General features: G+C 74.6%; 18 protein-coding genes. 12 read left to right on the top strand and 6 right to left on the bottom strand.

Annotation, left to right across the window (positions count from 1 at the left end; genetic code table 11):
* Positions 1-7: 7 nt before the first annotated feature.
* Positions 8-1864 carry a polysaccharide pyruvyl transferase family protein gene (locus F1D97_RS14825; protein WP_236121271.1) on the bottom strand — a complete coding sequence of 619 codons (1857 nt, stop codon included), beginning with the start codon at positions 1862-1864 and terminating at the stop codon, positions 8-10.
* A 110-nt stretch (positions 1865-1974) separates the two neighbouring features.
* Here F1D97_RS14825 and F1D97_RS14820 point away from each other — a divergent pair, with 110 nt between their 5' ends.
* Positions 1975-4158: an acyltransferase family protein gene (locus F1D97_RS14820; protein ID WP_236121270.1), complete on the top strand. Its 2184-nt coding sequence runs from the start codon at positions 1975-1977 to the stop codon at positions 4156-4158.
* Between the two features lie 56 nt (positions 4159-4214).
* Positions 4215-5516, top strand: a complete 1302-nt coding sequence (gene cysC, locus F1D97_RS14815; protein WP_236121269.1) for an adenylyl-sulfate kinase — start codon at positions 4215-4217, stop codon at positions 5514-5516.
* A gap of 37 nt (positions 5517-5553) precedes the next feature.
* On the opposite strand, the gene F1D97_RS14810 is transcribed toward cysC, so the two are convergent.
* Complete coding sequence (locus F1D97_RS14810; protein WP_236121268.1) at positions 5554-6813, bottom strand: polysaccharide pyruvyl transferase family protein; 1260 nt, start codon at positions 6811-6813, stop codon at positions 5554-5556.
* 155 nt (positions 6814-6968) lie between these two features.
* Between F1D97_RS14810 and F1D97_RS14805 the strand changes: the two genes are divergently transcribed.
* From F1D97_RS14805 to F1D97_RS14785, 5 genes are read left to right on the top strand one after another with little or no spacing between them, the layout of a single operon-like run.
* Complete coding sequence (locus F1D97_RS14805) at positions 6969-7514, top strand: hypothetical protein (RefSeq protein WP_236121267.1); 546 nt, start codon at positions 6969-6971, stop codon at positions 7512-7514.
* Positions 7507-9468, top strand: a complete 1962-nt coding sequence (locus tag F1D97_RS14800) for a hypothetical protein (protein ID WP_236121266.1) — start codon at positions 7507-7509, stop codon at positions 9466-9468. The genes F1D97_RS14805 and F1D97_RS14800 overlap by 8 nt, the downstream gene beginning before the upstream one ends.
* Positions 9465-10271, top strand: a complete 807-nt coding sequence (locus F1D97_RS14795; protein ID WP_236121265.1) for an inositol monophosphatase family protein — start codon at positions 9465-9467, stop codon at positions 10269-10271. The genes F1D97_RS14800 and F1D97_RS14795 overlap by 4 nt, the downstream gene beginning before the upstream one ends.
* The gene (gene cysD / locus F1D97_RS14790) at positions 10268-11182 is read left to right on the top strand and encodes a sulfate adenylyltransferase subunit CysD (protein WP_317618892.1); all 915 of its coding nucleotides are present in this window, start codon (positions 10268-10270) and stop codon (positions 11180-11182) included. The genes F1D97_RS14795 and cysD overlap by 4 nt, the downstream gene beginning before the upstream one ends.
* Before the next feature lie 2 nt (positions 11183-11184).
* A complete protein-coding gene (locus F1D97_RS14785; RefSeq protein WP_236121264.1) occupies positions 11185-12444 on the top strand; it encodes a sulfate adenylyltransferase subunit 1 in 1260 nt (419 codons plus the stop codon).
* A gap of 30 nt (positions 12445-12474) precedes the next feature.
* Here the strand turns inward: F1D97_RS14785 and F1D97_RS14780 are convergent, their stop codons facing one another.
* Both F1D97_RS14780 and F1D97_RS14775 read right to left on the bottom strand, forming a co-directional pair.
* Positions 12475-13812 carry an LCP family protein gene (locus tag F1D97_RS14780; protein WP_236121263.1) on the bottom strand — a complete coding sequence of 446 codons (1338 nt, stop codon included), beginning with the start codon at positions 13810-13812 and terminating at the stop codon, positions 12475-12477.
* Positions 13813-13814: 2 nt separating this feature from the next.
* Positions 13815-15074, bottom strand: a complete 1260-nt coding sequence (locus F1D97_RS14775) for an LCP family protein (protein ID WP_236121262.1) — start codon at positions 15072-15074, stop codon at positions 13815-13817.
* A gap of 372 nt (positions 15075-15446) precedes the next feature.
* On the opposite strand from F1D97_RS14775, the gene F1D97_RS14770 reads away from it, so the two are divergent.
* From F1D97_RS14770 to F1D97_RS14750, 5 genes are all read left to right on the top strand, one after another.
* Positions 15447-16613, top strand: coding sequence for a glycosyltransferase family 2 protein (locus F1D97_RS14770; protein ID WP_236121261.1), 1167 nt, complete (start codon positions 15447-15449; stop codon positions 16611-16613).
* Between the two features lie 7 nt (positions 16614-16620).
* The gene (locus F1D97_RS14765; RefSeq protein ID WP_236121260.1) at positions 16621-17490 is read left to right on the top strand and encodes an ABC transporter permease; all 870 of its coding nucleotides are present in this window, start codon (positions 16621-16623) and stop codon (positions 17488-17490) included.
* Positions 17468-18577, top strand: a complete 1110-nt coding sequence (locus F1D97_RS14760; protein WP_236121259.1) for an ABC transporter ATP-binding protein — start codon at positions 17468-17470, stop codon at positions 18575-18577. Before F1D97_RS14765 ends, F1D97_RS14760 begins: the two co-directional genes overlap by 23 nt.
* 25 nt (positions 18578-18602) lie before the next feature.
* Complete coding sequence (locus tag F1D97_RS14755) at positions 18603-19700, top strand: glycosyltransferase (protein ID WP_236121258.1); 1098 nt, start codon at positions 18603-18605, stop codon at positions 19698-19700.
* A gap of 89 nt (positions 19701-19789) precedes the next feature.
* Positions 19790-20059 carry a hypothetical protein gene (locus F1D97_RS14750; RefSeq protein WP_236121257.1) on the top strand — a complete coding sequence of 90 codons (270 nt, stop codon included), beginning with the start codon at positions 19790-19792 and terminating at the stop codon, positions 20057-20059.
* A 27-nt stretch (positions 20060-20086) separates the two neighbouring features.
* On the opposite strand, the gene F1D97_RS14745 is transcribed toward F1D97_RS14750, so the two are convergent.
* Both F1D97_RS14745 and F1D97_RS14740 read right to left on the bottom strand, forming a co-directional pair.
* Positions 20087-20443 (bottom strand): hypothetical protein, encoded by a 357-nt coding sequence (locus tag F1D97_RS14745; RefSeq protein ID WP_236121256.1) that lies wholly within the window; start codon positions 20441-20443, stop codon positions 20087-20089.
* Positions 20440-21759 carry a glycosyltransferase gene (locus tag F1D97_RS14740; RefSeq protein WP_236121255.1) on the bottom strand — a complete coding sequence of 440 codons (1320 nt, stop codon included), beginning with the start codon at positions 21757-21759 and terminating at the stop codon, positions 20440-20442. Before F1D97_RS14740 ends, F1D97_RS14745 begins: the two co-directional genes overlap by 4 nt.
* Between the last annotated feature and the right edge of the window lie 102 nt (positions 21760-21861).

Below are 21861 nucleotides of genomic sequence, written 5' to 3'. Positions count from 1 at the left end.
TCTCAGCTCACGCCGGGACGGCGGTCGGGTCGACGACGAGCGTCCAGGCGGTCGGGGGCGGGGTCTCGCCGCCCGCGCCGGACATGACCAGGCCGAGCGTCCCGCGCGGCGCGAGCGGGACCTCGGAGCGTGCGCCGTGGCCCTCGACGAGCAGGACGTGCACGTCCCAGCGGTCGCTGCCGGGCGCGCTCGCGGCCGCGGACTCGAGCGCGTGCCTCGGCACGAGGACGTCGACGTCGAGGTGCCACTGCCGGGCGTGGAACGGCGAGCGCGGTACGGGCACGACGACGGTCGCGTCCGAGCCCTGCGCGCGCAGCACGAGCGCGAGCTCGTCGATCCCGCCGCGCACGTGCGGCACCTGCACGGTGAGGCTCACGACCCACCCGCCCGCGGCCGGGCGGTGCGCGCGCAGCTCGGCGGCCGCCGGGCGGCCGTGCAGGCGCGCCGCGACCGCGAGCCGTGCCGCGTCGCGGCGCTGCACGAGCTCCGCGAGGTCGCGCAGGCCGTCGTCGAGCGTCGTGGTGTCGAGCCCGGGCACGACGAGCTCGCGGTAGGTCGCAGCGACCTCGAGCGGGTCCTCGGGGGCCTCCTCGGGTGCGTCCTCGTCGAGTCCCTCCTCGTCGGACGGGCCCGCGCCGGGCACCTCGTCGTCGGCCGGGTCGGCGGGTGGCTCGTCGGGCTCCGCCTCGTCGGTGGGGGCGTCGTCGGGCTCGGCCGCGGCCGGCGGTGCTCCCGCGGGGCGGTCGGTCGGGTCGAGGACGAACGGGGCGACCTCCTCGCCGGTCGCGGCGGCCACGGCACGCGGCACGAGCTGGTCGAGCCACCGCGCGCGCAGGTCGTCGGCCGACAGCTGGTCGCGCGTCATGCGCAGCAGGTCGCTCGTGACGACGCCCGGGAAGCGCGCGACGCCGAGCTCGCGCCCCGCCCAGCCGGTCGGCCGCGAGCCGAGCGCCCACACGTCGCGCGGGAACGCCGCGAGCAGCCGCTCGAGGTCGATCACCGGGGGCTCGTGCGGGCCGAGCTCGAGCGCCTGCTCGACCGAGCCCGCGATGCGGGTGAGGGGACGGCCGGTGCCCGCGAGGTAGTCGCGGTACTTGAACACGGACTCGTGCGCGGACGCGACGAACCGCGCGGGGATGCCGAGCGCGTCCGCGATGATCACGGCGTGCAGGGACGACCCGACCACGAAGCGGGACTGTGCGATGGTGCGCAGCACCGTGCGCACCGGGTCGGTGGGGACGAGCAGGCGCTGACCGGCCTCGCGGTCCACGGGCCACGCGGGGGTCGAGCCGGGGAGGTCGGCCGAGCGGAGGTCGTTGAGGTTCGGGGCGACGAGCAGGTCGGTCACCGGGTGGCGCGCCCAGCGCGCGAGCTCGGGCATGAGCATCGGCAGGAGCATCGCCGGGTCGCCGTAGACCTCGGGCACCTCGATGCCGCGCGCGGTCATGTAGGCCGCGGACAGCGGGCCGCGCACCGCGCGGACGTCGAGCTTGCGCTCGCCGTGCACGCGCGCGTTCGTCACCTTGCCGTTGATGCCCGTGCCCCACACCACGTCGCGCGGGCGCGCGAAGTGCATGACCGAGCCGACGGACACGACGCGCCGCTCGGGGGTCTCGTCCAGCCGGGTGCCCGGCGCGATCGACTCGAGCACGAGCTCGACCACGAGGGGGCCGAGCAGGTCGCCGAAGTTGTTCAGCAGCTGCGGCTCGCCGTCGATCTCGCGCAGCGGGTTCCACTGGAACGCGTGCACGCCACCGACGCGCCGCAGGTAGTCGCCAGCCTCGTCCACCGGGCCGAGGGTACCGGAGCGCGGACCGCCGCCGTGCGCGCGTGCCGGACGACGCCCGCCCACCTGCGTCGTCATGAGGTGCTGCTTACTTGGCGGTATCTTTCCGGAGCGCTCAGGCCCGCCGTCAGGAGGCGGGCCGTGCGGGAGGGAGCCCCCAGGACGATGGCCACGACGAACGAGGCCGCATGACGTCGGCGACCGCGGAGGCCGTGGCCGCCTCGGCCGAGCGACCGACCCCGGCGGCGCGCCGGCGGGACGTCCAGGGGCTGCGCGCGGTGGCCGTGCTCGCCGTGATGGCCGACCACGTGATCGGGTGGCCGCACGGCGGGTTCGTCGGCGTCGACGTGTTCTTCGTCATCAGCGGGTACCTCATCACAGGGCTCCTGCTGCGCGAGCACCGGCGCAGCGGCACCATCTCGTTCCGCGGCTTCTACGCGCGCCGCGTGCGCCGCATCCTGCCCAACGCGCTCCTCACGCTCGCCGTGACGGTGGGGCTCACCGCGGTGCTCGTGGGCGGCAGCCGCCTCGCGAGCACGGTGCGCGACGCGATCGCCGCGGCGCTCACGGTCGTGAACTGGCGGTTCGCCCGCGAGGGCACGGACTACTTCGCCCAGGGCCTGCCGCCCTCGCCCGTGCAGCACTTCTGGTCGCTGTCGGTCGAGGAGCAGTTCTACTTCGTCTGGCCGTGGCTCATGCTCGGCCTCCTGGTGCTCACGGCGCGCCGCGCGGCGGGTCGGGACCGCAACGCGCGGCACGGTCGGGCGCTGTTCGCCGCGATGAGCGCGGTCGTGTGCGCGTCGTTCGTGTGGGCGGTCGTGCAGACGTCCGCGCAGCCGACGTACGCGTTCTTCTCGACGCTGACCCGCGTGTGGGAGCTGGGGATCGGCGCGCTCGTCGCGATCGCCGCCGCGCGCCTGGGCATGACGCTGGGACGCGCGCGGCCGGTCCTCGCGTGGGTGGGGCTCGCCGGCATCGTCGTCTCGCTGCTCGTCGTGCGGGAGGACGCGGGCTTCCCCGCGCCGTGGGCGGTCCTGCCGGTGCTCTCGACGGCGCTCGTCATCGCCGCGGGCGAGGGCCCGGGCGTGCGCGGGCCGTGGCCCCTGACCAACCGGTTCGCGAACTACGTGGGCGACGCGTCGTACTCGCTGTACCTGTGGCACTGGCCGGTCGTCGTGCTGCTGCCCGCGCTGCTCGCCGAGGAGTCGCCGTGGTTCGTGCCCGTGGCGCTCGCCGCGGGCGTCGCGCTCGCGCTGCCCGCGTACCACTTCGTCGAGAACCCCGTCCGGCACGTGGGCGGGCTGCCCCCGCGCGCGACGCTGCAGCGGCTGCGCACGCCGCTCGTCGCGGCGACCGCGATCACGGTGCTCGTGGTCGCGGGCTCGGCGACGGCGGTGCGCGCGCTCGAGGAGCGCGCCACGCCGACCGTCACCGCGCCGCCCGCCGTGCAGGCCGACTGCCGCGGCGCGCTCTCGCTCGAGCACCGCGAGGCGTGCGCGGGCGTCACGTTCGCCGGCATGGTCCCGAGCCCGCAGGATGCCGAGCGCGACACCGAGCGTGCCTACGACTGCTACTCGACGCCCACGTCCGGCGCGCGCACGTGCGAGGACGGCGACCCGGACGGCTCCCTGCGCGTCGCGGTGGTCGGGAACTCGCACGCCGCGGCGCTCCTGCCCGGGCTGCTCGAGCAGGCCGACCAGCGTGGCTGGCGCGTCACCGTCATGGTCGGCAACGGGTGCTCGCTCAGCCGCGACGTCAACGACAACTGCGTCGAGACGTCCGCGGAGATCCGGTCGAAGCTGCTCGAGGGAGAGCCGTACGACCTGGTGATCACGTCCGGCAGCCGGTCGGCGATCGGCGCCGACAAGCTCTCGCGCGTGCCGGGCATGGAGAAGATGATCCGCGACGTCGCACGCCGCGGGTCGAAGGTCGTCGCGGTCTCCGACGGCCCGATCGTCAGCGAGGCGGCGCTCGCGTGCGTCGCGCGCATCGGGCAGGACCCGGCGGGCTGCACCATCGACCTGAACGAGGGCTTCGCCGTCGTCGACCTGCTCGAGCTCGCCGTCGAGCGCGTGCCGCGGGCGCGTTACGTCGACATCCAGGACCTGTACTGCACGGACACCGGGTGCCCCGTGGTCATCGGCGGGGTGCTCGCGTACCGCGACACCGCGGGGCACATCACCGCCACGTACTCGCGCTCGCTCGGCCCGCTCGTCGTCGACCGCATCCTCGCGGCCACGGGCCTCGACGAGCGAGCCGACGACGAGCCCACTCGCACGCCTGCGAGCACGCCTGCGAGCACGTCCGATGGCGGGCGAGACACCACGACGACGCCCGACCCGCTGCCCAGCACCGCGTCCGCGGACGGGTGACGACGCCGGCCGCGGTGGCGTAGTCGAGCCACGGGGTCGAGATAGCCTGGGCGATCATGAGCGACGAGTGGACCCGCTGGAGCGGCCTACCCCAGCTGGTCCTCGGCGCGACGGACGCCGACGCGGTGGAGCTCGCACTGGGCGGGGCGATCCCGCCCGAGCGGCACCCCGTGGTCGCGGCGGCGCCGGACGGCGCGGTCGTGCTGCTCGACGACGAGAACACCCCGGTCGCGGTCCGGGAGCGCGGCGGTGAGGCGTTGGCGCCCCTGCGGCCGCGCGGGCTGCGCGGCGGCGAGGACGCGGACCCGCGGGCGCGCCTGGCCGCGCGCGACGTGCGGGACCGCCTGGCGCCGGGACCGGTGCTGGGCGTGCTCGTCGACGACGTCCTCGGTCTCCACCAGGTCGACGCGCTCGTCGAGCGGGCCGCGGGCGCCGGGGCGGTGCTGCTGCTGTGCCTCGTCGCGCCGCCGCGCCCCGCGCACGCGCTCGACGTGACCGCGGCGGGCGTCGTGCGCGCCGCCACCGCGGTGCGGGACGAGCTCACGCGCTCGGGCCGGACGGCCGTCCCGGTCGACGTCGTGGCCGTCCCGTGGGCGCACGACGCGCGCCTCGAGCGCCTCGCGTGGCCGGCCGGCGAGCCCGCGCTCGACGAGCTCGCGCGCGCGTACGGCGCGACCGACGTCCTCGACCTCACGCAGGCGCCCAGCGCGGCACGCGCGGCGTACGTCGAGGCCGAGCAGCGCCGTGCGGCCGTGCTCGAGGCGCAGTTCCCGCCCGCGGCGGCGCGCGAGCTCGCCTCGACGCGCGACTCGGGCTCGGGCCCCGGCGCCGTGGTGCTCTTCACGGGCCTGTCCGGCTCGGGGAAGTCGACGGTCGCCAAGGCCGTCGCGCAGCGCCTGCAGGCGTCCGTGTCGCGTCAGGTCACCGTGCTCGACGGCGACGAGGTGCGGCACATGCTGTCCGCGGGCCTCGGCTTCGACCGCGAGTCGCGCTCGCAGAACGTGCGGCGCATCGGCTACGTCGCCTCGCTCGTCGCGGGCGCGGGCGGCATCGTGCTCGTCGCGGCGATCGCGCCGTTCGAGGAGGACCGCGCCGACGTGCGCCGCCGCACCGAGGCCGTCGCGGGGTTCGTGCTCGTGCACGTCGCGACGCCGCTCGAGGTCTGCGAGGCGCGGGACCGCAAGCACCTGTACGCCCGCGCCCGGGCGGGAGACCTGCCCGAGTTCACGGGCGTCTCCTCGCCGTACGAGGTCCCGCAGGACGCCGACGTCGTGCTGGACACGTCGCACGACGACATCGGCCGCGCCGTCGACACGGTGCTGGAGGCGGTACGCGCAGCGGGGGTCGACGGCCTCTGAGGCGTCGACCCCCGCTGCGGGGTTGCGGGTGCGGGCGTCAGCGCGCGACGACCGCCTCGGCGATCGCGTTCGCGAGGCCGCGCATGTGCTCGGTCGCCTGACGGCGGATCCGCGCGAGGTCCGCGGGGGCGACCTCCGGCCGGCCCTCGAACTTCTCGATCAGCTTCGGGGAGTCGAAGCTCGAGACGAGCGCGTCGAGCCCGATGCGGTGCATGAAGTTGATGTTCTTGTTCGTCGGGATCATGACGATCGACGGCACGCCGTACATCGTCGCGACCACCGTGCCGTGGAACTTCATCGACGCGAGCGTCGTGCACTCGCCGATCGCGCGCGACAGGTCGTCGAGGTCCTCGGAGTAGACGACCTCCTTGCCCTCGAACACGAAGTCCTCGGCGTTCGCCAGGTCGCGCTTGCCTACGTTGTTCGTGCCCAGGATGATCTGGCGCACGCGCCAGCCCTGCTCGGACACGTGCTGCGCGAGCTTGACGACCTCGGAGTAGTCGTCGGGCTTCGCGCGGTTGGGGCGGAAGCGCGTCACGACGCCGAGGATCGGCGCGCCCTCGGGCTTCGTCGCGGGCGGCAGGTCGAGGCTCGAGACGATGTCCGGCGCCACGAGGATCTCGCCCGGCGGGTCGAGCCGCTCGCGGATCCACAGCGCGGCCTGGTCGTCACGCACACCGATGCGGCGCACGTTCGGGTGCGCCATGAACCGGCGGTGCCGCGCGACGATGTGCTCCTTCTCCTCGGGCGCGTTGGGGCCCGTGTACTGGGGCACGCCGATGCCGACGACGAACACCGGCTTGGCCAGGAACGCGTGGTTGAAGTAGCGCGGGTCCTGGTTCCACGGCTGCAGGATGTCGCCGCCGCCGATGACGATCGCGTCCACGTCCGCGACGACGTCCTTGACGTCCCGCGAGAAGTACGGCGAGGTCGGCAGGTCCGCGAGGACCTTGAGCTCGAAGTGCGGGCCGAGGTGCTGCTTGAACACCTCGAGGAACAGCTCGTCGCCGTAGTTGCCGTCGCCGAAGAACCCGGCGAGCCCGACGACGGGCTTGCGGCCCGCGACCTTCGCGGTCGTGGGGCGGGCAGCCGCGGCGGCGACGCCGCCGGGCAGGCCGCCCGCGATGCGGCGCACCTCGGCGAGCGCGCTCTCCGCGAGGTCGGCGGAGGCCGCGGCGTCGCGCGCGGCCTTGCTGGCCTTCTTGGCGTCCGAGGCGACGCCCGGCGCGACGACGTTGCGCACCCTCCGCTTGAGGGAGCGCTTGGCGCGGCCAGCTGTCGATCGCAGTCGACCCATGGGGGATGTCCTCCTGAGGATTTCGGTCCCGGGCACGACGAGACGTGGCGCGGCCCGGCCGAGGCTGAACGCTACCGTATGGGTCGGTACCCGCTGCCGGTCCACCGGCGTCCCCCGAGGGTGCCGCGAGCACATCGGTCCGCGTGCGCCGGGCCGTGACGAGAGGCAGTGCACTGACGTCCCCCGAACGTTCTGACATCACCGCAGGTCACCACCAGCACGACGACGCGAAGGGCGCCGCGCGGCTCACCGAGGAGCCCGTCGCGGTGGACCCGGTCGCCGGCGAGGCCCTCGCGGAGGAGTCCGTGGCCCGCCGCGCCTGGGTGCGTGCCGTGCTCGCCGGCGAGGCGCGCACGTTCGAGGCGTGGTCCTCCGGGTCGGTCGGGTCGGCGGGGTCGGTCGGGGAGGCCTGTGTCACCTCCGACGACGTCGCGTCCGACGACCTCCCGGCGTCGGCACCCGCGCTCGAGCTCGTCCGCCGCGTCAACCAGGCGCTCCCCGTGGGCGAGCCCGGCTCGTTGCGTGAGCGGCTCCGCGCGGACGTCGTCGCCGACGTGCTGCGGCTCGCGCCGCGCGACCCCGCCGCGACGGGCGCGACCGACGAGGTCGACGCCGCGCTCGTCGGTGACCTGCTCGCGGGGGTGTTCGAGCGCGCGATCGCGCTCGTCGACGAGGCCCGCGCGGAGGTGGCCCGTGGCTGACCTCACCCTCGAGCCGCTGCCGGAGGGCACGCGGCTCGTGCACATCGGTGCGCACAAGACGGGCACCTCGTCGGTGCAGGGCGCGTTCCACGACCAGCGTGAGCAGCTGCAGGCGTGCGGCGTGCAGTACCCGGGCACGGACGTCAACCACGCGCTCGCGTTCCGCGCGCTGTTCGGGTGGGCGAGCGCCGAGACGCAGTCGGCCGGGCAGCACCGGCTCGGCGACCTGCGGGCGGCGCTCGAGGCGGACACGACGAGCCGCGTGCTGCTGAGCTCGGAGGAGCTCACGTGGGCCGACCTCGACGAGGCGCGACGCGTGCGCGAGCTCGTCGGCCCGCGCTCGCACGTCGTCCTCACGCTGCGCGACATGGGCGGGTTCCTGCCGTCGATGTGGCAGCAGGCCGTCCGCAACGGCGAGCCCACGGCGTTCGACGACTGGCTCGCGGCGCGCCTGCGCCGGCCGGAGCGTGTGCGCACGTTCCACCGCACGGACGGCTCCTGGCTCACGCACCGGTGGGCGCAGGTCTTCGGGCCGGAGGACGTCACGGTGGTGGTGCTGCAGCGCTCCGCACCGGAGCGCCTGTTCTCGGTGTTCGAGCAGCTGCTCGCGATCCCGGCGGGGACTCTCGCGGTGAGCGAGCGCAACCGCGGCATGACCCTGCCCGAGAGCGAGGTCGTGCGGCGGCTCAACGTCCGCACGCGCGGCATGCGCGTGCCCGCCGCGCGCCGTCGTGCCCTGCTCTACCGCGGCCCCGTGACGCGCATGCTGCACGACTGGGTGCCGCCCGCCGGCACGCCGCGCCCGACGGTCCCGGCGCCGCTCGCCGAGGGCGTCGCCGAGCTCGGCCGCCGCGTCGCGGACGAGGTCCGCGCGTCCGGCGTGCGCGTCGTCGGATCGCTCGACGAGCTGTCGCGCGTGCCGTCGGACCTGCCCGCGTCGAACACGACGGCGAGCGTCCCGATGGACGTCGCCGCGATCGCGCTCGCGAGCCTGCTCGAGCGCGCGGAGACGGTCGTCGCCGACGCGCAGGCGGGCCGTGAGCGCCGCCACCGGCTCGACGGGGTGCGGCTCGTGCCCGAGTCCGGTCGCCTCGTCCACGTCGGGCCGCCGCACGCGGGCGGGCAGCGCCTGCGCGCCGCGTTCGCCCGGTCCGCCGACGTGCTGCGCGCCCACGGGGTGGACCTCACGTCCGACGAGCCCGCCGCGGGTCGACGCACGTTCGTGAGCGACGACGCCTGGGCGCTGGACCCGGGCGCGGTGCGCGACGCGGACCTGCGCGGAGCGCGCGTGCTGGTGACGCTGCGCCCGCTGGGCGACGTGCTGCTCGGCTGCTACGCCGACCACCTGCTCGCGGGCGGGACGCGGACGCTGCGGTCCTGGCTCGCGGCGGCGCTCGCCGCGGGCGGGCCGGGGAGCGTGCCGGTCGCGGCGGCGGACGGCGAGGACCTGCTCGGCGTCTGGTCGCGCCGCGTGGGCGCGGGCGACGTCACGGTCCTCGTGCCGCGGCCGTCCGACGGCGCGCTGCTCGTCGACGCGCCCGCGCGCATGCTGGACCTGCCGACCGGCGTGGTCCGCGTCGGCCGTGCGCCGCGCCCCCTGAGCGACCGCGAGGCCGCGGTGCTCCGCCTGCGCAACTCCGGCGCGCTCGGCCGCCGCGCGTCCGGCCTCACGCCCGCGCAGGTGCGGACCGCGCTCGCGCGCTGGGTCACGGGTCCCGACGAGGTCCCGCTCGGCGTCCCGGAGGACCTGCAGCCGCAGGTCGCGGCGCTGGCCGAGCTGCTCGTCCAGCGGGTCGAGGACTCGGGTGCCGCCGTCGTCGGCAGGCCGACGACCGTGCTCCGGCCCCCGCGCACCGCCGAGCCCGGCGACGTCGTCGACGCACCCTGGCCGCGGCTCGTGGGCGCGGCCCGACTCCTGCGCACGACGCTGACCTCCCGGAGGGACGACGCATGACCGACCACGAGCTGGCCGCCGCGCTCGCGGCGGGAGCGGGCGAGGTGCTGCTCGCCGAGCGCGAGCGAGGCGACGTCGCCGACCTGCGCGCGCGCGGCGACGCCGTGGCCCAGACCCACCTCGCGCGCGAGCTCGCGCGCCTGCGGCCGTACGACGCGGTGCTGTCGGAGGAGGCGGCCGACGACCTCGCCCGGCTGGACGCGGAGCGCGTGTGGGTCGTCGACCCGCTCGACGGCACGCGCGAGTACGCCGAGCGGCACGACGACGGCTCGTGGCGCGACGACTGGGCGGTGCACGTCGCGCTCTGGCAGCGGGGCCACGGGCTCGTCGCGGGCGCGGTCGCGCTGCCCGGCCGAGGCGTCGTGCTGCGGACCGACGCACCCGCCGCACGGCCCGCCCGGCACGACGGCCCGCTGCGGCTCGCCGTCAGCAGGTCGCGTCCGCCGGCGCTCGTCGGCGCGCTCGCGACCCTGGCGGACGTGGAGCTCGTGCCCATGGGCTCGGCGGGCGTCAAGGTCGCGTCCGTCGTGACGGGCGAGACCGACGCGTACGTCCACGCGGGCGGCCAGTACGAGTGGGACTCGGCCGCGCCGGTCGCGGTCGCGACCGCCGCGGGGCTGCACTGCTCGCGCGTGGACGGCCGCGCGCTCGAGTACAACCGGCGCGACCCGTGGCTGCCCGACCTGCTGGTGTGCGAGCCCGGACGCAGCGCCGAGCTGCTGGACCTCGTCGCGAAGGCGCAGGCGCTCGTCGCGGCGGATGCACGCCCCCAGGCGTCGACCCGGGAGGATGGGGTCTCGTGACCACGACCCGACCGCAGTACCAGCTGAGCCACCTCGAGGCTCTCGAGTCCGAGAGCATCCACGTGATGCGCGAGGTCGCGGCCGAGATGCGCAAGCCCTGCCTGCTGTTCTCGGGCGGCAAGGACTCGATCGTCATGCTGCACCTGGCGGTGAAGGCGTTCGCGCCCGCGCGGATCCCGTTCCCCGTGATGCACGTCGACACGGGCCTGAACTTCGACGAGGTCGTCGCGTTCCGCGACGCGACCGTCGAGCGGCTCGGCCTGCGCCTCGTCGTCGCGTCCGTGCAGGACGCGATCGACCGCGGGCTCGTCCGCGAGGAGAAGGGCGGCTCGCGCAACCGCATCCAGACGCCGGTCCTGCTCGAGGCCGCGGAGCGCAACGGCTTCGACGCGCTGTTCGGCGGCGCGCGGCGCGACGAGGAGAAGGCGCGGGCCAAGGAGCGCGTGTTCTCGTTCCGCGACGAGTTCGGCCAGTGGGACCCGAAGAACCAGCGTCCCGAGCTGTGGTCGCTCTACAACGGCCGCGTGCACCCGGGGGAGTCGATCCGGGTGTTCCCGCTGTCCAACTGGACCGAGCTCGACATCTGGTCGTACATCGGCGCGGAGGACATCGAGATCCCCGATCTCTACCTCGCCGCGCAGCGGGACGTCGTCGAGCGCGACGGGATGCTCTACGCCGTCAACGCGTTCGTCGAGCCCCGACCGGGGGAGACGGTCACGCGTCGTAGCGTGCGCTACCGCACGATGGGCGACGCGAACCTCACCGCGGCGGTCGAGTCGACCGCCGCGACGGTGCAGGACGTGATCGACGAGATCGCGGCCGCCCGGCTCACCGAGCGCGGCGCCACGCGCGGCGACGACCGGGTGAGCGAGGCCGCGATGGAGGACCGCAAGCGCGAGGGGTACTTCTAGACATGAGCGATCTGCTGAGGTTCGCGACGGCCGGCTCGGTCGACGACGGCAAGTCGACGCTGATCGGCCGCCTGCTGTACGACAGCAAGTCGCTGTTCACCGACCAGGTGGAGGCGGTCGAGCGCGTCAGCGCCGACCGGGGCGACGACTACACCGACCTCGCGCTGCTCACCGACGGCCTGCGGGCCGAGCGCGAGCAGGGCATCACGATCGACGTCGCGTACCGCTACTTCTCCACGCCGCGGCGCAAGTTCATCATCGCGGACACCCCGGGGCACATCCAGTACACGCGGAACATGGTCACGGGCGCGTCGACCGCGGACGCGGCGCTCATCCTCGTCGACGCGCGCAAGGGCATGACGGAGCAGAGCCGCCGGCACGCGTTCCTCGCGACCCTGCTGGGCGTGCCGCACCTCGTCGTGTGCGTCAACAAGATGGACCTCGTCGACTGGTCGCAGGACGTGTTCGACGAGATCCGCGCCGACTTCGCGGACTTCGCGGCGCGCCTGCGCACGCACGACCTGACGTTCATCCCGGTGTCCGCGCTGCTCGGCGACAACGTCGTCGACCGCAGCGTCCACACGCCCTGGTACGACGGCGCGACCCTGCTCGGCCACCTCGAGCACCTGCACGTCGCGAGCGACCGCAACCTCATCGACGTGCGCTTCCCCGTGCAGTACGTCATCCGCCCGCAGTCGACCTCCGCGCGGGACTACCGCGGGTACGCGGGTCGGGTCGCGAGCGGCGTCCTGCGGGCGGGCGACCCCGTCGTCGTGCTGCCCAGCGGGTTCACCTCGACGATCGCGTCGATCGAGCAGGCCGGTGAGCCCGTGGACGTCGCGTTCCCGCCCATGTCGGTCGTCGTGCGGCTCGCCGACGAGCTCGACATCAGCCGCGGCGACATGCTGTGCCGCCCCGCGAACACGCCTCACGCGACGCAGGACCTCGACGTGCAGGTGTGCTGGATGGACGAGAGCGCACCGCTGCGGCCCGGCGTGGTCTACGGGCTCAAGCACACGACGCGCTCGACGCGCGCGAAGGTCACGGGCGTCGACTACCGCATCGACATCAACACGCTGCACCGCGACCCGGGCGCCGAGAGCCTGGAGCTCAACGACATCGGTCGGGTGCGGCTGCGCACCGCCGCGCCCGTGCTCGTGGACCAGTACGAGCTCAACCGCGAGACCGGGTCGTTCATCCTGGTGGACGAGTCGACGCTGCGCACCGTCGGTGCCGGCATCGTGACCGCGGCCCGCGACTGACGCGCCCACGGTCCCGGTAGGGCGCTCGGGTCAGTCGTCCCCGACGGTCCCGGGCTCCAGCTTCCCGTCGCGGATCGCGACCCAGAACGCGGGGGTCTTGTCCGGGTCGAGCTGGACCGTCGACCCGACCCCGCCGGGGCGGTAGTCCATGCTCGCGATGGGCGGCGTCCCCGTGATGCCACCCTTGCCGTTGGCGGCCTTGAACGCGAGGGCCAGCCGCGCGAGGTCGACGATGTCGCTCGACTCGTCGACCGTCAGCGCGCCCGTCGCGGCGGACGCGAGCGAGACCTGCTGCGAGGGGTGCAGCGCGAGCGACTTCGGGTCGACCTTCTCGAGCACCGCGCCGACGAGCTGGCGCTGACGTTGCGCGCGGCCGATGTCGCCGAGCGGGTCCGCCTTGCGCATGCGGGCGAACTGGAGCGCCTTCTGGCCGCCGACGGAGTGGCAGCCCGCGGACCACTTCATGTGCGAGTCGCGGTCGTCGACGTCGCGGTCGTAGCACAGGCGCACGCCGCCGACCGCGTCGACGACGTCCTTGACGCCCGCCATGCCGATCTCGGCGTAGTGGTCGACCGTGAGCCCCGTGAGCTGCTCGACCGTCTCGACGAGCAGCGGCGCGCCGCCGAACGCGAACGCCGCGTTGATCTTGTTCGGGTCGTGTCCCGGGATCTCGACGTACGTGTCGCGCGGCAGCGAGATGAGCGCGGTCGGGCCGCTGTCGGGCACGTGCAGCACGAGGATCGTGTCCGAGCGCTGACCCTGCGTGCCGTCGTCCTTGACGCCGCCGTCGGCGCGCGAGTCGGAGCCGGTGATGAGGTAGGTGGTGCCCGGCGTGCCGTCCGCACCCGAGAGCGCCTCGGTCCGCTGGATATTGCCGTTCGCCCACACGAGCAGGCCGATGGGCCACGCGAGCAGGAGGACCAGCACGAGCGCGACGACGGCGAGGGCGATCCGCCGGCGGCGGCGCGGCCGGGCAGACGCCCGGTCGTCGCCGTCGACCGTGGCTCCGGCCGGACGAGCGGGACCGCCCGGACCACGACCCCCCGCACCCGAGGGCCGGGCCGGCGGGCGCGCGGTGGGTCGACCCGCCGCCGGCCGGCCGGCCGACGTCGCGGAGCGCGTCGCCGCGCCCAGGGGCTGCCCCGTCGTGCGCCGCGGCGCCGCGGCGCCCGCGATCTCGTCGCCGGGGGTGAACGACGGGGGAGCGCCCCCGCCCCGCGGGGTGGTCGGACGTGTGCTGCTCGCAGCGCGGGGAGCCGCACCGGGCTTCCTCGACGAGCCGACGACGACCGCGTCCTCGCCCGAGGGCCGGCTCCCGCCGGCCCCCGGGGCGAAGCTGGGTGGCGTCCCCCGCTCGTCGCGCGCCATGCTCAGCAGCTGCCCGTGTTGTCGTCGAGGGTGAACGCCTCACGGCCGGCCTTGCGGGTGGCCTTCGGCGTCGGCGCCTTCGTCGGCTTCGCGGACTCGCCCTGCGTGGGCGTCGCGGTCGCGGTCGGCTCCTGGGTCGCCTTGGCGCCGGGGTCCTGCGACGTGCCCGTGAGCAGCGGCGTGTCCGAGGCGATGTTCGACCAGATGATGTCGGCCTCGTCGGTCCACACCACGCGGTTCTTGTCGTCGGGTGCCGCACCCCACGGGATCGTCATGAAGGTGATGTTGCCAGTGCGGATGCTCCGAGCGCTGTAGGCGAGCCCGGCCATGTCGGGAGTCCGCATCGACGTCGTGAGCGACTTGGTCGCGGCGTTGAGCAGGCCGAGCAGGTCCGTCCAGTCGGTCAGGACGTTCTTCGACAGCGTCTGCGAGGCCATCGCGGCGAGCAGGCGCTGCTGGTTGCCGATGCGGCCGATGTCCGAGCCGTCGCTCGCCTGGCTGTGCCGCGAGCGTGCGAACGCGAGCGCGGTCTTGCCGTCCAGCGTCTTCTCGCCGGCCGTGACGTGCAGCTTCGCCTTGCGGTCGTCCATGTCCTGCGGGATGCAGATCTGGACGCCGCCGATCGCGTCGACCATCGTCTGGAAGCCCGCGAAGTCGACCAGCATGAAGTCGTCGATCGTGATGCCCGTGTTCGCCTCGACCGTCCGCCACGTGCACGCGGCCGCCGACTCCAGGTCCAGGCCGGTGTCCCAGCCGCGCGCGAACGACTCGTTGAACATCGCGTAGCTGCTCGAGCGCGTCTCGCCCTTCGTGGTCTGGCACGTGGGGATCTCGACCATCGAGTCGCGCGGGATGGAGACCATCTCCACCCGGTCCCGGTCCGCCGAGATGTGCATGACGATCGTCGTGTCGGAGCGCATGCCGCCCGCGACGTCACCGCCGATCTCGCCGTTGACGCCCTCGCGCGAGTCCGAGCCGATCAGGAGGACGTTGACGTCCTTGCCGGCGTTCGGGTCCTCGCCGACCTCGGTGCCGCCGGTCGGGCGCGGGCCGATGAGGCCCGACACGTCGACGTGGTTGATGTTCCCGTTGAGACGGGCGTAGACGGCGTAGGCGGCGGTGCCGCCGAACGCGAGGAGACCCACCGTCACCAGCGCGGTACCGCGCAGGATGCGGGCGGTGCGGTGGTGACGGGCGTGGCGCACGGTCGTCGGGCGCGCCGCGGAGGCGTGGCGGGCCGAGGAGGCAGGGTTGCTGGTCACGCGGTTGATCCTAGGGAGCCACCTCGGCGTGAGAGGGGGAGCGCTCGCAGGCGCCCGGTGGAGAGATTGTGGAGAAAGCCGCACGCGCTGTGAACGGGTGACATCGCAGGTCACAGCGCTGGAACCGGGGTCCGCGACGAGTGCCCGGGCCGACCGTCGCCGCGGGTTCGCGAGCTGCCGGCGAACCGCGCCCCGGACGGCCGTCCGACGACCGTCCGACGACCTGCCGACGACCGGCCGACTACCGGCCGACGACCGGCCGACGACCGGCCGACGACCGGCACGGCGCGCGCGGGCAACCGACGCGCATCGCCCTGTCGTGGACGCCGCGCGAGCCTTCCCACATCGTTGCCTGGGCTAGCCTTGTCGGCGATGTCCCCCGCGATGAGCCCGTCGGAGCCCGACGGCACCAGCCACCTGCCTCCGGTCTCCGTGTTCCTCACGGTCCGCGACGAGGAACGGCACCTGGCGGCCGCGATCGAGCGGGTCCTGGGCCAGGACTACGCGGGCGAGCTCGAGGTCGTCCTCGCCGTCGGGCCGAGCCACGACCGCACGCTGGAGATCGCCCACGCGCTCGCGCGGCGGGACGCGCGCGTCCGCGTGATCGACAACCCGACCGGCCGCACGCCCGACGGGCTCAACCTCGCGGTCGCCGCCGCGCGGCACGACGTGCTCGTACGCGTCGACGGGCACAGCGAGCTCGAGCCCGACTACGTGCGACGCGCGGTGCACGCGCTGGTCGAGACGGGGGCCGCGAACGTCGGCGGGCGCATGGTCCCGGTCGGGACCACGCCGTTCGAGGAGGCGGTCGCGCGCGCGATGAGCAGCCCGCTCGGCATCGGCTCGGCCGCGTTCCACACCGGCGGTGAGCCCGGGCCCGCGCCGACCGTGTACCTGGGGGTGTTCCGGCGCGACGCGCTCGAGCGCGTCGGCGGGTACGACGAGCACTTCGTGCGTGCGCAGGACTGGGAGCTCAACCACCGGCTGCGCGAGGCCGGCGAGGTCGTGTGGTTCGTGCCCGACCTCGGCGTGACCTACCGGCCGCGCGGGGACGTGCGCGCGCTCGCGCGGCAGTTCTTCCGCACGGGCCAGTGGCGACGTCAGGTGATGAGGCACCACCCGCAGACCGCGGGGCTGCGCTACCTCGCACCGCCCGCCGCGGTCGCAGGGATCGCGCTGGGCACCGTGCTCGCGGTCGTCGGCGCGACCACCGGCCCGCGCTGGCTCCTCGTCGGCGCCGCGGCACCCGTGGGGTACGCCGCGGCCGTGGTCGCCGGCGCCGCGCTCGTCGGCCGTGACCTGCCCCCGGCCGCACGCCGGCGGCTGCCCGGCGTGGTCGCGACCATGCACCTCGCGTGGGGCTCCGGCTTCCTGCGCGGCCTGCCGCGCGGGGCGGCGCCGACGCCCCCGCGTGCGGTGGGCGACTCGTCCGCTCCGTCGGGGACGACGACGGGTGTCGTCTATCCTGTTGCGGCGAATGCGCCCCGTCCGGCCCGGACCGACGGCCCGGGGCCTGACCGTCACGTGACGGAGGACTGACCACCACATGTCGACCAAGGACGTCGTGCGCGACGCCGACGCGGACCTGCAGGTCTACTCGCCCCACCGGGCGGGCCTGCCGAGGTTCGGACCGTACTTCCGCGACCTGCGCGCGCGACTGCCGTTCGCGGCCGAGTCGTCGAAGGCCAGCATCCGCGCGGCGCACTCGCAGACGGTGTTCGGGCAGCTCTGGCTGATCATCAACCCGCTGCTCATGTCGTTCGTGTACTTCCTGCTCGTCGTCATCATCGGCGGCAGGGGCGGCATCGACGTGCTCGCGCACATCGTCAGCGGGCTGTTCGTCTTCCACCTCGTGTCGGGCTCGATGTCGGCAGGTGCGAGCTCGGTGACGGGCGGCGGCCGGCTCATCATGAACATGGCGTTCCCGCGCCTGCTCATGCCGATGTCCGCGGTGCGCACCGCGTTCTTCCGGTTCCTGCCGACGCTGCCGGTGGTCCTCGTCATGAAGGCCTTCACGGACGAGGAGTGGGGGCCGCAGATGCTCCTCGGCCTCGTCTTCCTGGGCTTCATGGTGATCTTCTCGATCGGCATCGCGTCGATCCTCGCCACGCTCCAGGTCTACTTCCGCGACACGTCGAGCTTCCTGCCGTTCTTCACGCGCATCTGGCTGTACATGTCGCCGATCATCTGGACCGTCGACAGCGTCCAGACCGGCAAGTTCGAGAGGTTCGCCGACCTCCTGCTGTACGGCAACCCGCTGTTCACGATGGTCGGCGGATGGACCGAGCTGGTCCTCGAGGGGACGATCCCCTCCCCGACGTTCTGGGTCGTCTCGGCCTGCTGGTCCGTGGGCATCGCCGTCGTCGGGAGCCTGTTCTTCATGTCGAGGGAGCGTGAGTTCGCTGTCCGCCTCTGAGGTGAGCACGTCGGGCGACTCCCGACGACCGTCCGGCACCGGGACGGGCGCGACCGCGCCCGCGCAGCCGGCTGCCCCGCAGCAGCCCGACGCGCCCGCGGCGCCGTCCGCCCCCGACGCGCCCGCGCAGGAGGGTACGGCGCAGGAGGCCGCAGCCACCGGGAAGGCCGTGGCCGACGCACCCGCTGCCGACGAGCCCGCCGCCCAGCCCGCCGCCAAGCCCGCTGCGAAGCCCAAGGCCGCCAAGAAGCCCGCACCCAAGAAGCCGGCGGCCAAGACGGAGCCGCGCATTGAGCGCAAGTACCAGGTCGACATGAGCGTCCCGCCCGCGGTCAGCGTGCAGGACGTGTCGATCACGTACCGCACGACGTTCGAGAAGGTCCCGACGCTCAAGAGCGCCCTGGTCCGGTTCGGCCGCGGCGAGCGCGCGGTGCGCGAGGTCGAGGCGATCCAGAACATGTCGTTCGACGTCCCGGTCGGCACGGCGCTCGGCATCCTCGGCGCGAACGGCGCGGGCAAGTCGACGCTCATGCGGGCCCTCGCAGGTGTCCTGCCGCCCACGTCGGGCCGCATCGAGGTGCGCGGCAAGATCAGCTCGCTGCTGTCGCTCGGCGTCGGCTTCAACTCCGCGCTCACCGGGCGCGAGAACGTCGTGCTCGGCGGGCTCGCGCAGGGGCTGACACGCGAGCAGGTCGCGGAGCGGGCGGACGAGATCGCCGACTTCGCCGAGATCGGCGAGTTCATGGACATGCCGATGCGCACGTACTCGTCGGGCATGTCCCAGCGGCTCGCGTTCGCGGTGTCGGTCCACATGGAGCCCGACATCCTGCTGATCGACGAGGCGCTGTCCGCGGGTGACGCGAAGTTCAAGAACAAGGCCGCCGCGAAGATGGACGAGCTCATGTCCTCGGCGCGCGCGATGTTCCTCGTCTCGCACTCGCTCGGCTCGATCCGCCAGCTGTGCAACGACGCGATCTGGATCCACAAGGGCAAGCTCATGATGCGCGGCACCCCGGAGGAGTGCGGCGCCGCGTACACGAAGTTCCTCGAGGTCGGCGAGACCGCGTTCACGCTCGAAGACTTCTGAGCGGGTGCGCGCGATGAGGCCGCAGGTGAGCATCGTGACGTCGGGCCACGACGTCGCGGACGCGCGCCTGCACCGCGAGGTCGCGGCGCTCAGCCGCCGCGGTCTCGAGGTCGAGGTGCTCGGCCTGGGCCGGGCCGTCGCCGGGCCGCCCGAGGCCGCCACGCGCTCGTGGCGTCGCGGCGGGGGACTGCGCCGGTCGTGGCACGCGCTCACGCTGCCGTTGCGGGCCAGAGGCGACGTGGTCGTCGCGCTCGACCCGGACTCCGCGGCGGGCGTGTGGTTCGCGCGCGGCGTCCGCCGGCTCACGGGCCGCCGGATCGCGATCGTCACCGACGTGCACGAGGACTACGAGCTGCTGCTGCAGGACCGGCCGTGGGCGTCCGGCGTGCGCGGTGCGCTCGCGTCGGTCTGGGCGCGCCTCGGCATCCGCGCCGCGCGGCGCGCGGACCTGCTCGTCGTCGCCGACCAGCACCTCATGACGGACGTCGACCGGCGCCTCGTCGTGCGCAACCTCGCCGACACGTCGATGCTGCCCGGGCCCACGCCGCCCGGGCCCACGCCGCGCGCGCTGTACGTCGGGGACCTGCGGCGCAGCCGTGGGCTGTTCGCGATGCTCGACGCGCTCGAGGCGGCGCCCGGGTGGGAGCTCGACCTCGTCGGGCCGATCGCCCCCGCGGACCGTGAGGCGTTCCTCGAGCGGCTCGCCTCGCCCGTGCTCGCGGACCGCGTGCGGTGGCACGGCCGTCAGCCTCCGCGGGAGGCGTGGACGCTCGCGCGCGGCGCGTGGGTCGGGCTGCTGCTGCTCGACCAGACGCCGGCGTTCCGCGACGCGATCCCCAGCAAGCTCTACGAGTACCTCGCGTGCGGTCTCGCGGTCGTCGCGACGGACCTGCCGCGCAGCTCGCGCGTCGTGCGCGGGAGCGGCGCGGGTGTCGTGGTCGACGACGCGGCCGGGGCGGCCGACGCGCTGCGGGCCTGGGAGTCCGATGCCCACCTGTTCGCCCGTGCCCGCGCGGCGGCGGAGACCGCGGGTCGGTCCTACGTCGCGGAGGACGACCTGGCGGCGTTCGCCGACGCGATCGCGAGCCTGCTCAAGAGCGCACCCGCGGCCGTCGCGAAGTAAGCCCGTGCAGACCGCGGGCTCTGGGCTGCTGTTCGTGAGACGCGGTGCGGCTTCGACGCGCGACTCCCGGAACGGGCACCTGCATTCTTGTGCAGTACACCTATGCCTCGCTGTCGGACCCCTGGGTCAGGTCGGCGTCGATCACGAAGGTGTCGAACGCGCAGATCGGCGGCGTGTACGGGGTTCACGACAAGAAGCTGTCGATCACCAAGCCGGTCGCGGCGAAGGGCGCACCCGCGAAGGCGCGGCTGACGTTCAAGGGCTACATCCTCGACCAGGTGCTTCCCACGACCTATGTGCTGGACCTCATCGTCCCGATCGGCGACTACACGCTCGCGTACACCAAGGCGCAGTTCTGACGCGCGCTGGGCTCCCTCGGTCCGACGTCAGGTGGCGCCGAGGGAGCGCAGCGCCGCGGGCAGGCCGTTGACGAGCTGCGCGGTGCGGTTGGTGCGGCGCGCGCGCCACACCGCGGGGACCGCCTCGCGGTCGGCGGCGACGACGAGCGCGGCGTCGCGCAGCGCGGCCCGGTCGGACGCCGAGACGCGGCGGGCCGCGGCCCAGGACGCCGTGGTGGCCGCCAGCGCGCGGGCGACGCGTCCGCCCGCGGCGGCACCCCGTCGCGGGCGCAGGTCGACGACCGTGAGCTCGGCGCCCGCGTCCCGCAGGGGAGCGGCCAGGGAGTCGACCGCCTGGTCCGAGGTCCCGGCGGCGGCGACCACGAGGACGGTGCGCGTGCTCATGCGACCTCCTGCCCGACGGCGGCGCCGAGCGCGGTGACGCGCGGGGCGAGCTGGGCGTCGCGGCGGTACGCGAGCGCCAGGCGCGCGAGCTCGTCGGCGTGGGCCGGGGCCGCCGCGACGAGCGCGGGGACCTCGCCGAGCGCGCGCGCGACCTCGTCGGGCGTGACCGCGGCGACGCGCGCGACCAGCGGGTGCTCGGCGAGGACGTCGGTGGTCGCGTTGCGCGGGTCGTGGACCGCGACGACCGGCCGTCCGGCGGCGACGTACTCGTAGACCTTCCCGCTGGAGACGTACCGCCCGGACCCGAGCGCGAGCACGAGCGCGTCCGCGTCCGCGTAGAACCGCGAGACCTCGGCCTTCGCGACGGGCCCGACGTAGCGCACGCCGTCGGCCGCGGCGTCGGCGACGGCCTGCGCGAGCGTGCCCTGCGGCACGGCGAAGTACCCGAGGTGGCCGCCGAGCGTGAGTGTGGACCCCGCCGGCAGGCGGCCGTCGGCCAGGGCGAGGCGCCAGCCCGCGAGCAGCTCGGTCAGCGGCACCTTGGGCGTCACCGTGCCGAGGTACGCGAGCCGCAGGCCGGGGCCCGGGTGGGGCGTGCGCGCGAGGGGCACCTCGAGCAGCCCGGGGTCCCAGCCGTTCGCGACGACGTGCATGCGGGCCGCGGCGTCCGGGTAGCGCTCCTGGTGCCACGCGCGGATCGGCTCGTTGACGAACCACACCTCGCGAGCGTCGGCGACCAGCCGGCGCTCCCACCGGCCGACCCGGGAACGCGGCGACGCGGTCGTCGCGCCCGAGAACACGTCGAGCCGCCACGCGTCGCGGTAGTCCATGACGTACGGGACGCCCGCGGTGCGGAACAGGTCGTGCGCCGCGGCGAACGTCACGTGGGGGTTCGCGGTCGCGAGGGTCAGGTCCACCGCGTGCTCGTCGTGCACCGCGCGCGCGGCCGCGGCCAGGGGCGCGCGCCACGGCCCGTACGACGCCTCGGGGAACGGGACCTCGTCGGCGAGGCGGCGCAGCCGCGCCCACACGGGAGGCAGCGCGACGCGCAGCGCCGGGTACCGGCGGATGTCCGTGTCCTGCGCGGGCCAGTCGAACCCGATGCGCCGCACCGTGACGCGGGGGTCGACGAGCGCCTCGAGCGAGGTGTCGGCGCCCGTGTACCGCTCGAACGTCTCGCGGCTCGCGGTGACGACCGTGACGTCCCAGCCCGCAGCGGCGAACGCGTTGACGGTCGCGAGCGCGCGGTACACGCCGCCCGCGCGCGACGGCGGGAAGCCCCACGCGAGGTAGAGCAGGTGCTTCGGTGGTCTCATCGTCCCTCGGGTGAGCGCGTGCGGGCCGTCCCCGAGGGTACGGGACGACAGAATGGGGCGGTGCGCCACACAGGCGCGGACGAGGCGCGGACGAGGCGCGGA

Source organism: Cellulomonas palmilytica, from assembly GCF_021590045.1.
Classification (GTDB): domain Bacteria; phylum Actinomycetota; class Actinomycetes; order Actinomycetales; family Cellulomonadaceae; genus Cellulomonas; species Cellulomonas palmilytica.
Note: the sequence above shows the minus strand (reverse complement) of the source record. Positions and strands in the feature narration are given on the sequence as shown.